Origin of the sequence: Bacteroides sp. BFG-606 (genome assembly GCF_024788145.1) — a bacterium.
In the GTDB taxonomy this organism is placed as follows: domain Bacteria; phylum Bacteroidota; class Bacteroidia; order Bacteroidales; family Bacteroidaceae; genus Bacteroides; species Bacteroides vicugnae.
Genome location: NZ_JANUIL010000001.1, coordinates 1425221 through 1442371 on the forward strand (window position 1 = coordinate 1425221; position 17151 = coordinate 1442371).

The window sequence follows — 17151 nt, forward strand, 5'->3', positions numbered from 1 at the left end:
AATGAAAATTATGAGATACACTACTTTTTTTATCGCGTCGATTGCTACAGTTTGTTCTGTAGGACATTCTTATGCACAGTCTGATGGACTTATTTTTAAGAATGACAAGTATGCCTGGTATACAGATCGTATTGAACAGGGGGAGTTTACAGGTAAAGCACTGTCTCCTGTCCATCTATCTTCTAATTTTGAGGAGGAACGTACTAGGGATTTTAAAGGAGAATGGAAACCTAAGTATGACTTGGCTTTTTATCCCCAACTTCAAACTCCTTTTTTACTTGAGCATACATTGTATAATATGTCTTTGGATGAAATGGTCAATGCTATCGAACCGGATAGTACATTGCGCACGGGCTCCGGCTTTCCGGGAGTTTGGACACGTGATGTAAGCTATAGTATTATTTTGAGCATGGCTTATATGCAACCTAAAGTCTCGATGAACTGTTTGCTCCGGAAAGTAGACCGTTTCGGACGTATCATTCAGGATACGGGTACTGGAGGAAGTTGGCCCTGCAGTACCGACCGTATGATTTGGGCTGTTGCCGCTTGGGAGATCTATAAGGTGACGGGAAGCCGTGAGTGGTTGGAGAAAGTCTATCCGATTATCCGTAAATCAGTGGAAGATGATTATCTCACTGTCTATGATGAAAAGACAGGGCTGGTGATGGGCGAATCTTCATTTATTGATTGGAGAAATCAGAGTTATCCCCGTTGGATGCAACCTGTAGATATATTCCAATCGAAGTGTTTGGGAACTAATGCGGTGCATGTGGAAGCCCTCCGTGTTTTGAGTTGTATGGCAGGTAGGATGGGTGATACGGTGGCTGAAAAGAAATATGCCACGAGATCGAAGCAGGTTGCCGATGCGGTTAATCGTTATTTGTGGATGCCGGAGAAAGGTTATTATGCCCAGTTTTTGTACGGACGCAATTATAATATACTTTCTTCCAGAAGTGAATCATTAGGCGAGTCTTTAGCAATACTGTGGGGAATTGCGCCAGCCGGGAAACGTGCGGAAATTATCCGCAATGCTCCGGTCTGCGAGTTCGGAACACCGATTTTCTATCCGGAAATTCCCAATATACCTCCTTACCATAATAATGCCGTTTGGCCTTTTGTATCTTCTTATTGGATGCATGCTGCAGCTATGGCGGGGAATGAAGAGGCTGTTCTTCACGCGGTTGGAAGTATTTATCGTGCAGCTGCCTTATTTGTTACCAATAAGGAAAACTTTGTGCTAAGTACAGGTAACTATCGAGGTACGCAAATTAATTCAAGTAATATGCTATGGAGCTTGTCAGGAAACTTAAGCATTGTGTACAAGTTGTTGATGGGCATCCATTTTGATGACGAACAATTGTTGTTTAAGCCTTTCGTCCCGAAGGCGTTGACTGGCAGGCGTATACTAAAGAATTTTCCATACCGTAGTTCTACACTCGATATTGAGGTAGAGGGTCATGGAAATAAGATTAAAGCCTTTTATCTGGATGGAAAGAAGCAGAATCCGATAGTAGCCGGCACATTGACAGGACATCATGACGTGAAGATTGTCATGGCCAACAATGAACTCAAAAAGCAAGGTGTTAATTTGCAACCAGCTATTGCTTCTATCGAGACTCCGGTTATTAAACTGGAAGACTCGAATAAGATAGTTTGGAATAAAATAGAAAGTGCCGTTGCTTACCGGATTTTGAGAAATGGTAAGATATGTCAGCTTGTTGAGACAACTCATTATCGTTTGCCGGAGGATGCGTATGGTGAATATCAGGTAATCGCTGTTGCCGCAGATAAATATACGGCTTCATTTGCGAGTGAACCGATAGTAATTGAAGAGCATAGCACATACGAAGTAGAAGATTATGCACCAAAGTCAGAAAGGAAACACAAAGGATTCATGGGGACAGGCTTTGTCAACATTGACAAGAAAGAGAATACTATGATTGAAATTCCGGTATCAATTAAAGATGAAGGCCTTTATGCGATTGACTGGAGATACGCAAACGGCAATAATACCATTGCTGATGATAACCGTTGTGCTATTCGTTCCTTGTATGTAGATAATCACTTGTCGGGAGTTTCGATATTCCCACAGCGTGGGATGAATGCGTGGGAGAATTGGGGATGGAGCAATAGCCATCAGGTTCATCTGACACCTGGTGAACACACCATTTCACTTTCATTTGAACCTCATAATGAAAATATGAATATTAATGTCAATCAGGCACTGATAGATCAGTTGCGTTTGACGAGATTGAAAAAATAGAAGAACATGAATAACAAAATGAACCTTATTTGTGCATCTGTGCCGATGTTTTTTGTGCTGTCTGATGCCTCTGCACAGAAAGAAGTGCAGCAACGTCCTAATATCATCCACATTATGACGGATGATCATTCTTATCAAGCCATTAGTGCTTACGGACATCCGCTTTCCGTGCAGGCTCCGACTCCCAATCTGGATCGCTTGGCCTCTGAAGGTATGCTGTTCCGGCAAGCGTTTGTTGAGAACTCTTTGTCTACTCCCAGTCGTGCTTGCCTGATGACGGGGCTGTATAGCCATCAAAGCGGGCAACGTCGTCTGGATGCGGGCATTGACACTGCGCATGTATTTGTATCGGAGATACTTAAGGAGAATGGTTATGAAACCGGAGTAGTTGGTAAGTGGCACATGCGTTGTGAACCGAAGGGCTTTGATTACTATCATATCCTGTGGGATCAGGGTGAATACTATAATCCGGGTTTCAGGAGTAAAAAAACGAATGGAAAATATGTGAAAGAGAAAGGCTATGTAACCAACCTGATCACCGACCATGCCATTGAATTTCTGGAAGAAAGAGACAGGAATAAACCATTCTGCTTGTTTGTACACCACAAGGCTCCGCATCGGAACTGGATGCCTGATACGAAATATGTGGATTTATATGAAGAGGTAGAGTTTCCCTATCCGGCAACATTCAAAGATGATTATGCTACCCGTGGTGAGGCTGCGCGTAAGCAACAGATGAGCATATCCAAAGACCTTTCATTGGCATATGACCTGAAGGTGCGGGAGCTGGGCGACCGACCGGGATTGAAGAATGACTGGAGTATCCGGAGCATGGAGGGATCATTGAACCGCATGGATTCGGCAGACCGTAAGAAGTGGCTTGAAGCTTATGAACCCCGTAACCGGAAGTTTATCGAGCAAAACCTGCAGGGAGACGAATTGCTGAAGTGGAAATATCAGCGTTATATCAAAGATTATATGCGTTGTATCAAATCTGTTGATGAAGAAGTCGGACGATTGTTGGCTTATCTGGAGAAAGAGGGATTGATGGATAATACCATTATTGTTTATACTTCCGACCAGGGATTCTATATGGGTGAGCATGGCTGGTTTGACAAGCGTTTCATGTATGAAGAATCTTTCCGTACTCCGTTGATCATCCGCTATCCGACAAGGATTAAGGCTGGCACGGTATCTGATGCACTGGTTCAGAACATTGATTATGCTCCTACTTTTCTGGATATGGCAGGTATTGATAAACCGGATTTTATGGTAGGAACGTCATTGGCTCCTCTTTTCAAGAATAAGGGAAAGGCTCCTTCTGGCTGGCGTAAATATTTGTATTATCATTATTATGATTATCCGGCAGTGCATAATGTGCGCCGTCACGATGGGATACGTGACAGTCGTTATAAATTAATCCATTTCTACGGGAATGGGATTAACTACAATGAATTGTATGACTTAAAGGAAGATTCGAATGAATTACACAATTTGTATGGTAATCCGAAATATGATAAAGTGGCGGCACGCTTACAAAAGGAATTGGATAAAATCCGGACCGAACAGAAAGTCGATGAATTTTGAGTTAACCGTGCGCTCTTACAATACGATAATAAAATAATTAATAAGAAAGAAGATGAAAGTAAAAGTATTAAGCTTATTGTTATTGGCATTTTTTTATGTAAATTGTCTGCAGGCGGCTAATGATAAGAAGGTGTCGTCACCTGATGGTAGAAATACAATCGTATTCTCTTTGGATGCTGGCGGAACCCCGACTTATCAACTCCTTCGCGATGGTAAAATGTTGATTTCACCCTCTGTTTTGGGATTTATAGAGAAGAATAATATAAATCTGGCGAATGAGTTCAAACTCAGAAAGACAAGCTTTCATACAAAAGACGAGCATTGGACTCAGCCATGGGGAGAAAATAAATCCATGCGTGAGCATTATAATGAGTTGGCCGTTCACTTGAAGAATAGCAAAGTAAACCTGACAATTCGTTTTCGTGCTTTTAATGACGGAGTTGGTTTCCGTTATGAATATGATGTTCCAAGTGTCGATTCTCTTTTTGTAATGGATGAACTGACTACATTCAATATTGCTGAAGATGGTGTTTCGTGGTCTATTCCGGCTAACTTTGATACTTATGAAATATTGTATTCGGAAAAACCGGTCAGTGCCATTAAAGATGCCAACACACCAATGACTTTCAAGACAAATAGCGGTGTATATGGCAGTATTCATGAAGCGGCATTATACGACTTTCCCGAAATGACACTGCAACATAGAGAAGGTACGAGTTTCAAGTCTAATCTGGCTCCTTGGCCCGATGGAGTGAAAGTGAAGAAACCGAATCATTTTACTACTGCATGGAGAACATTGCAGATTGGCGATAAAGCTGTGGACTTAATTAATTCGGGACTGATTCTGAACCTGAATCCTCCCTGTCAGTTGGAAACCACCGACTGGATTGAACCGATGAAATACGTAGGTGTATGGTGGGGAATGCATGTTGGTGTAGAAACTTGGACGATGGGCGACCGACATGGAGCTACTACAGAGAATGCCAAAAAATATATTGACTTTGCATCTAAAAATGGCATCCGGGGTGTTTTGTTTGAAGGTTGGAATGATGGTTGGCAGAATTGGGGCGGTAATCAACGTTTTGAATATACGAAACCTTTTGCAGATTTCGATATAGAAGAAATCACTCGTTATGCAAAAGAACGTGGAGTGACTGTTATCGGTCATCATGAGACAGGAGGGAACATCCCTTATTATGAAGCTCAAATGGAGAAAGCTTATAAGTGGTATAAAGACTTGGGGATTATCAATGTGAAGACCGGATATGCGGGTGGTTTCCCCAATCATCTCAGTCATCACGGACAATATGGCGTGAATCATTATCAGAAAGTAGTAGAACTGGCTGCTGCCCATCACATGACTATTAATGCGCACGAACCGATCAAAGACACTGGTATTCGCAGAACATGGCCAAACATGATGTCAAGAGAAGGAGCCCGTGGGATGGAGTGGAACGGCTGGAGTGAAGGTAATCCGCCTTCTCATCACGTGATATTGCCCTTTACGCGTTTATTGGGAGGGCCGATGGACTATACTCCGGGAACTTTTGATATATTGTTGGAGAAAAGTAAAAGTTCACCCAAACATAAAAAATGGCATGGACTTGATAAAGGGAATAGCCGCGTAAATACTACATTAGCCAAACAATTGGCAAACTGGGTTATTTTATATTCACCGGTACAGATGGCATCTGACCTCATTGATAACTACGACGGGCATCCGGCGTTTCAATTCTTTCGTGATTTTGATGCCGATTGTGATTGGTCGAAAGCTTTGGATGGGGAACCGGGGAAGTTTGTTGTTATTGTGCGGAAGGCTGATGACAAGTACTTTTTGGGCGCAGCTACCAATGAGGAGGCGAGAACAGTTCATATTAAGCTGGATTTTCTGGAACCTTATCGGTCTTATAAAGCTATTATTTATGCAGATACGGAGAAAACCGACTGGAAGACCAACCCGACAGAATATAGAATTTACGAAAAGGCGGTTACTTCCGAGGACGAATTGGATATAGTAATGGCAAAAGGTGGAGGGCAAGCAATAACTTTCCTTAAAATGAAATAAGAGAATCTACTGATAAAAACATATTTAAATTGAAAAACATGAAGAGATTATTTTGGGCATTTGCTGTAATTACTTTTTCGTTACTAGCATGTAGTAACGAAAATGAGGGAGCATCCTTTCCTGATGAAAATGAAAATAACGCTGAAACAAAGACTCCTGAAGAGATATGGGCTGCGGCTTCCGATAGCTGTATTTCAGTCTTGATAGATCAATTTATGGATAAAGAGAAAGGAACATTCTGGGCTGCTGTTCAGAATAAACTTCCAAGCAGGACGCAATATCTTTATTGGCAACAGGCGCACGCCATGGATGTGTTGGTATATGCTTACGAACGTATTAAGGATAAAGACCCTGAACGGGCTGCAACTTATGAGAATTACTTCAAGTTATGGTTTGAGAACCATGCCAATAATTGGTATGATTGGAGGGGGCAGGGAGATGAGACGGGCTTCCTGAATGAGTTTATAGATGATATGGCTTGGATTTCGTCGACAATGTTGCATATGACGGAGGCAACGGGCGATGATACCTATTTCAATATGGCCAAGAAGATTTATGATACACATATGGTCACCCAGGGCAAGGAAGATGAGAAAGGTTGGGCGTTGCCATGGAAAACGACTAGTCCCGCTGATAAGGATACTCGTTATATTTGTACGAATGCTCCGGCTTGTGTTGTAGCCTGCAAGCTCTATATGAAAACAAAAGAACCTAAGTATCTTGAAGATGCCCAGAAACTATATGACTTTATCACTGCAAACCTGATGCTCCCGGATGGTAGAGTGGAGGAACCTCCATTGACGTATACTCAAGGTACATTTGCTGAAGCTGCCCGTTTACTTTATCATATTACTGAACAACGTAGTTATTTGAAGAAAGCGGAGACGGCAGTAGTATATACCATTTCCAGTAGTCGTTGCGTTGACAAAGGGTTATTGAGAAATGAAGGGAGTCTTGATGCAGATGACGGATTAATCTTTAAAGCGGTATTCATTCCTTATGCAGTTAATTTAGTGTTGGATGAATCGACTTCTTACAGGACTCGTGAGGAAGTGAGAAATTTCTTGCTTCATAATGCTAAAACTCTATGGTTCGAACACATGAATCGTGACTTGTGGCCCGAGATGTATTGCGGTCCTTATTGGGGAAATACCTATTCGGTGAAAAGTGATGAAAAGAATGGAACTGCTTATATGTGTGCTCATGCAAGCGGAGCTTCTTTGCTTGAGAATGTGACCCGTATGTTGAGTACCCGCTAAAGACTGAAAAAGGAAATATCATTAATTTAATCAGGCAGTGAAAGAAACTTGGATAGTGTCATGGAGGCATATATTATGGTAATGATATGTCAATGAATGTTGCTGTTTAGTTTATACATTTCGATTAAAGTCTGCTTTTCTGTCTTTTTTGTGTTGTTTTCTGTTTTTCTGTTAGACGTGGAAATTTCTGTCATGCTTTTATAAAAGCATCCCTAATCCTTCTATTTATATTTGTGCCGTTAAATATGGCGGACATAGTGTTTGACGATAAAGTTAATCAATTATATCTTTTAAAATTATGGGAAACAAAATCATGGAAAAACTTAAGAGTTTCAGTTTTCTATTTTTAGGTTGTCTTCTTTGTATCTATGGTTGCAAAGATGACGCTAAAGGTGAAGAATTTGATCCTTCTAAGCCGGTTGTGATTGACCGTTTTTATCCTGAATCTAGCAAAGGTCAGGGTGAACTATTTATTTATGGTGAGAATTTCGGAACCGATATCTCGAAGATCAATGTAACAGTGTCTGGGAAAAAAGCTATTGTAATTGGATCTAACGGACATTGTATCTATTGTGTAGTGCCGATTCGTGCCGGTGACGGTAAGGTTAGTGTACGAATAGGTAATACTGAAGAACATGTTTTCGATAAGGAATTCAAATATGAATATCAACTACGCGTGGGGACTTTGTGCGGCTTTACAGATAAAGATGGTAAAACTGCACGTGTGGACGGAACTCTTAAAGAGGCACAGTTTGAGGCTCCTTATTGGTTGGAAATAGACGATAATGGTGATCTGTTTCTACTTGAAAATAATCGGTCTGTACGTAGAATCTCAATTGATGGAGATAAGGTTTCTACCTTGCTTGTAGGAGGGCAGGGACAAGGAATTAGTAGTATGCATTCCATGTGCTTTTCTCCAACAAAAGATACGTTATTAGTGGCTAATCAGGTGCAAGGAGATGACAATGGAAAAGCCGTTGTCATGCTGTTTAAGGATAAGGGATACAGTGGTGCAGTGGGGAGCTATGGAGTATTAGCCAAAGGAAAAGGATGCGATGCTGTTGCTATGCATCCGCAGGATGGAACTTGTTTCTTTACTCAACGCGCTGACGGTTATGTTTATAAGTTGGACGATCCCGTAACAGGAAAAAAATCCCAGCATGTGACTGATGGTAATTCAGATATGTATTATGCGATGCAATTTCATCCAAGTGGAGACTTTGTTTATCTTACAGCTGAAAATAAGCATGTTGTGTTTAAATCAACTTACAATCGTGAAACTCGTTCGCTAAGTAAGCCTCTTCTACTTTGCGGTGCAAGACGTAATGATGAATATAATGTACAGTGGAGCGATGGGGTAGGAGAAGCAGCAAAATTTTCACAACCCCGTCAGGGAACTTTTGATGAAGAAGGTAATTTCTATGTATGTGACAGATACAATCATTGTATCCGAAAAATATCTCCGGAAGGTAAGGTTGAGACTTTTGCAGGGAGACCGAATGAAAAAGGGTATGCAGATGGCGAATTAACAAAAGCTCAATTTAATCAACCGAGTGGAATTGTGTATGTCAAAGAGACCAAGACATTTTATATTGCAGATGAGAACAACTATCGAATCCGCACGATAACTGCAGAATAATACTCATGAAAAACATTATAGGAAATGAAAAAATATTTATTAATTCTGGTAACTTTAATTCTGACTTTTCCGCTGGATATTATAGCTCAGGAGGAGACAATAAATGTGACAGGTATTGTAAGGGATAGTCAGGGAGAACTCCTTGTGGGAGTTAATATTGTTGTAAAAGATCGCCCTGGTTTTGGAACAGTGACAGATATAAACGGTAAATATAGAATAAAGGTCAGTCCTTATTCAACTCTATTGTTTACTTACATTGGTTATGATAAGGTGGAGGTCGGCGTAAAAACAAAGACGGAGATTAATGTGACAATGAAAGAAACTTCGAATACTGCATTGGATGAGGTTGTCATTACTGGTACCGGTATTCAGAAGAAAGCAACACTGACAGGTGCTGTCACTTCGGTGGATGTCGCAGATTTAAGTTCTAATTCGACTACTAGCATCACCAATGCATTAGCGGGTAATGTAGCTGGAGTTATTGCCATGCAATCTTCCGGTGAACCAGGGGCTACTTCAGAGTTTTGGATTCGTGGTATTTCTACTTTTGGTGCTAACTCCGGTGCATTGGTGTTGGTTGATGGATTTGAACGTGACCTGAATGAAATTAGTGTAGAAGACATTCAATCATTCTCTGTATTAAAAGATGCGTCTGCTACTGCTATTTATGGTTCAAAGGGTGCTAATGGGGTAGTACTGATTACAACAAAACGCGGTAATCTTGGTAAAGTCAATGTGAATGTGAAGTTACAGAGTACCTATAACACACGTACCCGCACTCCGGAGTTTGTTGACGGATATACTTATGCTCAAATGTTGAATGAGGCTCGTACTACCCGGAATCTTGAGCCTGCTTATACTCTTAATGAACTGGAAATTATCAACCAAAAGGTAGATCCGGATTTGTACCCGAATGTAGATTGGCAGGATGTTTTATTGAAGGATGGTGCTATGACATATAAGGCTTCTTTAAACTTGAGTGGTGGTAGTACTTCGGCCCGCTACTTTGTTTCTGCCAGTTATGCGGATGAGCAAGGTATGTATAAGACAGATAAAGCATTTAGTAAAGAATATAATACAAATGCAGATGCTAAACGTTGGACATACCGTATGAATGTGGACATTAATTTAACCAAATTAACTTTGTTGAAAGTAGGATTGTCTGGTTCATTGAAAAAGTACAATACTCCAGGATTGGCAGATAATATATGGAGCTCATTGGTGGGACAAAATCCTGTTAGTATTCCGGTGATGTATTCGGATGGATCAGTACCTGTTTATTCAGCTTTCGACTCTGTAGAAGGAGACCGTATGAATCCTTGGGTGCTGGCTACCCAGACTGGATACAGGGAAAAGTGGGAAAATACAATTCAGACAAATGTAACATTGGAGCAGGACCTGAAATTCATTACCAAAGGGATGAAATTTATTGGTCGTTTTGGATTCGATACTGAAAACAAAAATTCTATCAATCGTATTCGTAAGCCGGAGCAGTATCGTGCGGAGCGTCATCGGGATGCAAATGGTGGTTTGATAATGAATCGTATTGTGAAAGAACAGGTAATGACGCAATCATCTAATGCAGAAGGAATACGCTTGCAGAATTTTGAGGCAGAATTGCATTATAATCGTTCTTTTGCTAAATACCATGATGTAGGCGCCATGCTGAAATATACGCAGCGAGAAGAAATACAAACAGTCGGTACTGACAGTGATATAATGAAAGGTATATCTAAACGCAATCAAGGATTAGCCGGGCGTTTTACCTATTCTTATAAATATCGTTATTTCATAGAAGCGAATTTTGGTTACACAGGTAGTGAGAATTTTGCGACCGGAAATCAGTTTGGATTTTTCCCGGCTATCTCCGGTGGATGGAATATTGCGGAAGAGAGTTTTATAAAAGACAATCTGAAATGGGTAGATATGTTTAAGATTCGCTATTCATATGGTGTGGTTGGTAATGACCGTGTAGGTACCCGTTTCCCTTATTTGAGTTCTTTCGGTGATAGTAATGGTTTTAATTTTGGTGATTATGGAAGTGGTAATAGTTATAATGGATTGCATTATGATCAAATTGCTTCTAATAACTTAACATGGGAAGTTGCTAAAAAGCATGACTTGGGTTTTGATATGGCTTTCTTAAATAATCGCCTCACGGCAACGATTGATTTATATAAAGATACTCGTGAAGATATTTATATGCAGCGCAAACATCTTGCCAATATAGTAGGTGTAACTAGTCAACCGTATGCAAATGTCGGTAAAATGGAGTCTATAGGTATAGACGGGAATTTTTCTTACCGACAGAAGATAGGGAAAGTACAGTTAACGGTAAGAGGCAACATGACTCTGACCAAAAACGAGATGAAGGCTTATGACGAAGAAGCACAAGAATATTCTTATAGAAAAACTGAAGGGTTCCGATATAATCAGGCGCGCGGTTTGATTGCTTTGGGATTATTTAAAGATTGGGATGACATTCGTAATAGTCCGAAGCAAGAATTCGGAGATTATGCTCCGGGTGATATCAAATACAAAGATGTGAATGGTGATGGTGTGATATCTGATTTGGATAAAGTACCTATCGGAGCTACTCGTATTCCTAACTTAATATATGGTATGGGTATTTCTTTGCAGTGGCGTGGATTTGATATTAATGTTCATTTTCAGGGAGCAGGTAAATCTTCTTATTTCATCAATGGACCTACGGTTTTTGCCTTTAACAAAGGCGAGTGGGGAAATATTCTGACTGATATGGCAGAACCGGGAAATCGTTGGATTGCAGCAGAAATATCGGGTGATCCGGCAACAGAGAATCCAAATGCTAAATATCCTCGTCTAAGTTATGGGGGGAATGCCAATAATTATCGTGAGTCTACTTTTTGGCTTCGTAATGGAGCATATTTACGCTTTAAAACACTGGAAATAGGTTATTCTATACCAAAAACATGGGTTAATAAACTGCGTATGGATAATGCACGTATTTTCTTTCTGGGCAATAACCTGTTTGTATGGGATAGTCTTAAGTTGTGGGACCCGGAACTTGCAAGTGGTAATGGAATGAAATATCCAATTGCATGTACTTACTCATTAGGATTGACTGTTAACTTCTAATATTAAAGACATGAAAAAAAGAAATATTATTTTATGGAGTGCTTTGAGTTTGGGGATCTTTGTCCTGAGTTCCTGCTCCGATTATCTGAATGTAGACAAGTATTTCAAAGATCGCATGACGGAAGAGAAAGTCTTTGCCAGCAAAGACTATTGTGATAACTGGTTGGCAGGAGTATATGCTTATTTGTCGAAAAATAATATGATGGATGTAGGCAGTAAAGGTGCTGCTTTACATAATTTTGCTGATGATATGTTTTTTGGAGATAGCAGAGATTTGAATTATGCAACATTCCGAAACGGGTTTTATAATGAAGGGACTCGGCAGGATACATGGACAAATGCTTATATCGGTATCCGTGATGCTTCTACAATGATTCATAACATAGATATTAATCAGGAAATGTCTCATGAGGATGTTGCTGATTATAAGGCACAAGCACGTTTTTTAAGGGCCTATTTTTACTGGATACTACTTCGTAAATATGGTCCGGTCCCTATTCTTCCGGATGAAGGTTTGGACTATATGCAAGATTATGATGCTCTTGCCTGTTCCCGTAACACTTATGATGAATGCGCAAATTTCATTGCTAATGAGATGGTATTAGCTGCTTATGATTTACCGATGTTACGTGACAATCGGAATATTGCCCGACCAACTCGGGGAGCTGCTCTTGCGGCACGTGCGAAAGTTTTGTTATATGCTGCAAGTCCTTTGGCTAATGGAAATACAGAAATGGTGGATTTGACTGATGATCAGGGTAATTGTCTGATTTCACAGACGTATGATGAATCAAAGTGGGCCAGAGCTGCTGCAGCTGCTAAAGATGTAATGGATTTGAATTTTTATGAGTTATATACTGCTGCTTTCAGAGAACAGGCTATTAATCAAGCATATCCGGCAACAGTACGTCCTCCTTATCATGAAATCTATTCTAACAGGGATTTTCCTGACGGATGGAGAGATATTGATCCGTTTGAATCTTATCGATCCTTGTTTAATGGGGATGTAGCAGCTTCTGATAATCCGGAATTGATTTTTACACGCGGGCAAAATCAGAATGCTAATGAGGATATTGTAGCAATGGGGCAACATCAGATGCCTTCGTCTGTCGGAGGATGGAACTGCCATGGTATGACTCAAAAGCAGTGTGATGCTTATTATATGAATGATGGTAAAAATTGTCAGGGAATGAATTCGGAATATGCCGGTGAAGCAGGATACGAAGGACGGGTTGATTTAAATCCGCGTGATAAGGATTTTGTAACACAGGCGGAAATAAATGCAGGTACATATCCGGAGCTAGGACCACAAGGAGAAGGTATTAGTAAGCAATATGCTCATCGCGAACCACGTTTCTATGCCTCGGTGGCTTATAATGGGAGTGTTTGGGAGATGACCAGTGCGCAAGATCAATCACAGCGTTATCAGAAAATATGGTATTATCGTGATTATCCTAACGGGCAGCAAGTTTCTGCTTCTGATTCTCACAATATGCGCACAGGTATTGGTATTAAAAAGTACTATAATCCACAGGATTCTTATATTAAAGATGCAGAAAGTACGCATTCCAATAAGATAGAACCGGCTATTCGTTATGCTGAAATCTTGCTGATTTATGCTGAGGCTTTGAATGAGTTGGAAAATGGACCTTACGAAATAGCTTCATGGGATGGAAGTAAAACGATGTCTGTTGGTCGTAATACAAGAGAAATGCAGAAAGCAATGTCGCAGATACGTATTCGTGCCGGATTGCCGGATTTTGATCAAACAATTTATGACGATCCGGATGAATTCCGTAAGTGTTTGAAACGTGAACGTCAGATTGAACTGTTTGCTGAAGGACATCGTTATTATGACTTACGGCGTTGGAAAGATGCTTCAAAAGAGGAAGTAGTTCAGGTGTATGGTTGTAATATGAATTTGGAATCTGCTCAAAGAGAAGCCTTCCATTCTCCGGTAGTTATCTCTTCCCTTCCTTCAGTGTTTGTGAAGAAGATGTATTTTTGGCCTATCTCACATGATGAATTGCGTAAGAATAGAAAGCTGACTCAAAATCCGGGTTGGACTTATTTTGACTAATAAAAGATAAAGCTATGAAGAAGATATATGTGTATTATATAATGTTACTGGCGACCGTCCTGGCTTTTACTGCTTGTAACAAAGAATGGGAAGATGAGTTGTTTGAACAGTCAGTTTCTTTTGCCAAAAACGGTGTTTATTCGACTTATGTGAAGTACAAATCGGATGGAAATGTAAGTTATCAGTTGCCGGTTATTATTAGCGGCTCTACCAACAATGATAGAAATCTGCATGTCCGTATAGGACTAGATCCTGATACTCTGGAAACTCTTAATTTTGAACGTTTCAGATTCCGCGATGATTTATATTATTTGCAGTTGGCCGAAGAATATTATACGATTCCGGAAATGGCAGTCAATATTCCGGCAGGTGCTAATACTGCGTTGCTGAATATAGATTTTTCTCTGCATGGTATCAATCTCTCGCGGGAACATATTTTACCATTAACGATTCTTGAAGGAGATGGATATGTTCCTAACTATCGGAAGCATTACCGGAAAGCGTTATTGAATGTGATTCCTTTCAATGACTATTCAGGTTCTTATTCATCAACTACTGCTATGATCTATAATCGAGATGTGGCTGATGACAAACAAACAGCTTTTTCTGTTTCTACTCGTAATACATGGGTAGAGGATGAGAATTCGGTATTCTTTTATGCCGGGGCCATTGATGAAGAGCTAAAAGAGCGCGAGATATATAAGGTGGTAGCTACATTCGGAGAATTTGATGAAGTGACGCATACGGGACCGTTGATATTAACTAATCCGGATCCTGATAATCGCATGAAGTTTGTACCGATTTCGGGAAGTTATAAAATTGAAACTAATATGGATACCAAGCTTCCTTATTTGGAACATAAATATGTGACCTTGTATGTTGAATATCATTATAGTGACGTTGCAAACGAGGCATATCCAATGAATTATAAGGTAACAGGTTCTATGATTATGGAACGTAAACGTAATATCAATATACCAGATGAAGATCAGTCTTATATTTGGTAAATTATCTCTCTTCTTCGGTTTTCATTAGGCAGGAAAGAATATAAGAGTTCCCCTTATTTTACTCTATTCTCTTTTAAGAGAAAAGTAAAATAAGGGGAATTTATATAAGATAGATTTCAAACGTGAAATTTGTATTAAGTCATATTCTGGGGGAAAAGATACTTATTTTTTCGGCTTCCTGCGTGCCCATCCCTCTTCGCTGAAATCAGGCTCTTTATCTTTGAAGAGCTGCTGCCAGTCTTCTTTCTTTTTCGGGCCACGGGCGTCGGCATATCCTCGTTCGGCACGGCTTGGCTTTTCTTTCTTTGCAGATTTAGCACCTCCTCTTGTCGAAGTTTCTGATTTTCTATCCTTTCTGTCTTTGTTCTCGTAGCGTGGTGTACGTTCGTCGTTTTTACCTCCGAACCTTTTTCCGCCTTTACGATCTGCAAAACCACCTGTTTTACGGCCTTCTCCGCTTTCTTCGCCGGCCACTTCAACAGAGACTTTACGCCCGTTCCAGTTGGCGCGGTTCAATGCTTTCACTACATTCTGCGCTTCTTTTTCAACGACTTCGAAAAAAGAGAAGTTTTGCATCAGGTCGATGCGTCCTAGTTCTATGCGCCCTCGTGTGTTGCTGTTCAGCAGACCAATAAGGTCACTGGGGAAGAAGTTGTCCGTTTTACCCATATTGATAAACAGACGGGTAAAGCCCGGAGCAGCCTTCCGGCTTCTCTTTTCAAAGCCACCCTCTTTGCGGTCACCTCTTGCACCACGTTCTCCGCGAATGTCAGTCGGTACTTCTATTTCTGCACGGTTACGATAATATTCGGCAAAGCGGTTGAATTCGTGAGAAACCATTCGTTTAATCAAATCCTCTTTGCTTAACCATTCCAGTTTGCGATAGATTTCCGGCATAAACTCGGAGATTTCTTCTTCGTTTACTTTTACCTTCTCGAGGTCATCAATCACTTTGATCAGCTGTTTCTGGCAGATGCCTGCTGCTGTTGGCATCTCTCCGGGAATGAACTTCTTGCCGATGATACGCTCTATTTCGCGGAGCTTTCCTTTTTCACGAAGATTGATGATAGCGATAGAGGTTCCTGTTTTTCCGGCACGTCCTGTACGTCCGCTACGGTGCGTATAACTTTCCGTATCGTCCGGCAGTCCGTAGTTGATAACGTGGGTAAGATCATCTACGTCCAGTCCGCGGGCAGCTACGTCAGTGGCAACGAGAAGTTGCAGGTTACGGATGCGGAACTTTTGCATAACTGCGTCTCGCTGTGCTTGTGAAAGTTCTCCATGCAGGGAATCGGCATTGTAGCCTTCCTGCATCAGCTTATCTGCAATTTCCTGTGTCTCTTTACGGGTGCGGCAGAAGATGATACCATAAATTTGCGGATAATAGTCGACGATGCGTTTCAGTGCTTCGAATTTATCTTTGGCTTGTACAGTGTAAGCGACGTGCTTCACATTGCTGGTACTTTCGTTCTTGCGACCGATCGTAATTTCCTTCGCATCACGCAGGTATTTTTTAGAAATGCGTGCAATTTCCGGACTCATGGTTGCCGAGAACAGCAAGGTGTTGCGTTCTTGCGGAACATCCGCTAAAATGGCATTGATGCTATCTGTAAATCCCATGTTCAGCATTTCGTCCGCTTCGTCCATCACTACGTTGCGGATAGTAGACAGGGATACGGTTTTCCGTTCCATCAAGTCCAGTAAACGTCCGGGAGTAGCCACAATGATATGTACACCGCGTTTCAGGCTGCGTATCTGGCTGTCAATGGAAGAACCGCCGTAAACAGGCAGTACTTTCAATCCGTCAACATACTTGGAATAGTCGTTCAAATCTCCTGCTATCTGGAGGCAAAGCTCGCGGGTGGGGCAGAGGATAAGTGATTGGGGGATTCGGTTCTTTACGTCAATCTGTTGGATCAGGGGCAGACCAAATGCGGCTGTTTTACCTGTTCCTGTCTGTGCAAGAGCTACTACATCATTATTTTCTCCTAAAAGGTACGGAATCACTTCTTCTTGTACCGGCATGGGATTCTCGTATCCCATTTCTTCAATTGCTCTACGTATCTCCGGAGAAACGCCAAGCTCTTCAAATGTCTTCATTAAATCTCTGTATATCTTTTATTTCGGCTGCAAA

General features: G+C 41.0%; 9 protein-coding genes. 8 read left to right on the forward strand and 1 reads right to left on the reverse strand.

What is annotated here, in order from left to right; all coding sequences use genetic code 11:
- Positions 1-10: 10 nt before the first annotated feature.
- The 8 genes from NXV01_RS05150 to NXV01_RS05185 all read left to right on the forward strand — a co-directional run bounded on the left by NXV01_RS05150 (position 11) and on the right by NXV01_RS05185 (position 15017).
- Positions 11-2263, forward strand: a complete 2253-nt coding sequence (locus NXV01_RS05150; protein ID WP_258978944.1) for an MGH1-like glycoside hydrolase domain-containing protein — start codon at positions 11-13, stop codon at positions 2261-2263.
- Positions 2264-2269: 6 nt separating this feature from the next.
- Entirely contained in the window at positions 2270-3850 is a 1581-nt protein-coding gene (locus NXV01_RS05155) for a sulfatase (RefSeq protein WP_195649686.1), read from the forward strand.
- A 52-nt stretch (positions 3851-3902) separates the two neighbouring features.
- On the forward strand, positions 3903-5915 hold the full coding sequence (locus tag NXV01_RS05160; protein ID WP_259021848.1) for a glycoside hydrolase family 97 protein: 2013 nt from the start codon (positions 3903-3905) through the stop codon (positions 5913-5915).
- 38 nt (positions 5916-5953) lie between these two features.
- The gene (locus tag NXV01_RS05165) at positions 5954-7174 is read left to right on the forward strand and encodes a glycoside hydrolase family 76 protein (RefSeq protein ID WP_234131725.1); all 1221 of its coding nucleotides are present in this window, start codon (positions 5954-5956) and stop codon (positions 7172-7174) included.
- Positions 7175-7472: 298 nt separating this feature from the next.
- A complete protein-coding gene (locus NXV01_RS05170; RefSeq protein WP_195649689.1) occupies positions 7473-8813 on the forward strand; it encodes an IPT/TIG domain-containing protein in 1341 nt (446 codons plus the stop codon).
- A gap of 24 nt (positions 8814-8837) precedes the next feature.
- Positions 8838-11930 carry a TonB-dependent receptor gene (locus NXV01_RS05175; RefSeq protein ID WP_195649690.1) on the forward strand — a complete coding sequence of 1031 codons (3093 nt, stop codon included), beginning with the start codon at positions 8838-8840 and terminating at the stop codon, positions 11928-11930.
- A 10-nt stretch (positions 11931-11940) separates the two neighbouring features.
- Positions 11941-14010 carry a RagB/SusD family nutrient uptake outer membrane protein gene (locus NXV01_RS05180; RefSeq protein ID WP_259021849.1) on the forward strand — a complete coding sequence of 690 codons (2070 nt, stop codon included), beginning with the start codon at positions 11941-11943 and terminating at the stop codon, positions 14008-14010.
- Between the two features lie 14 nt (positions 14011-14024).
- The gene (locus tag NXV01_RS05185) at positions 14025-15017 is read left to right on the forward strand and encodes a DUF4973 domain-containing protein (protein WP_234131722.1); all 993 of its coding nucleotides are present in this window, start codon (positions 14025-14027) and stop codon (positions 15015-15017) included.
- Between the two features lie 162 nt (positions 15018-15179).
- Here NXV01_RS05185 and NXV01_RS05190 read toward each other — a convergent pair whose 3' ends face one another.
- Positions 15180-17117, reverse strand: coding sequence for a DEAD/DEAH box helicase (locus NXV01_RS05190; RefSeq protein WP_148367860.1), 1938 nt, complete (start codon positions 17115-17117; stop codon positions 15180-15182).
- Positions 17118-17151: the final 34 nt, after the last annotated feature.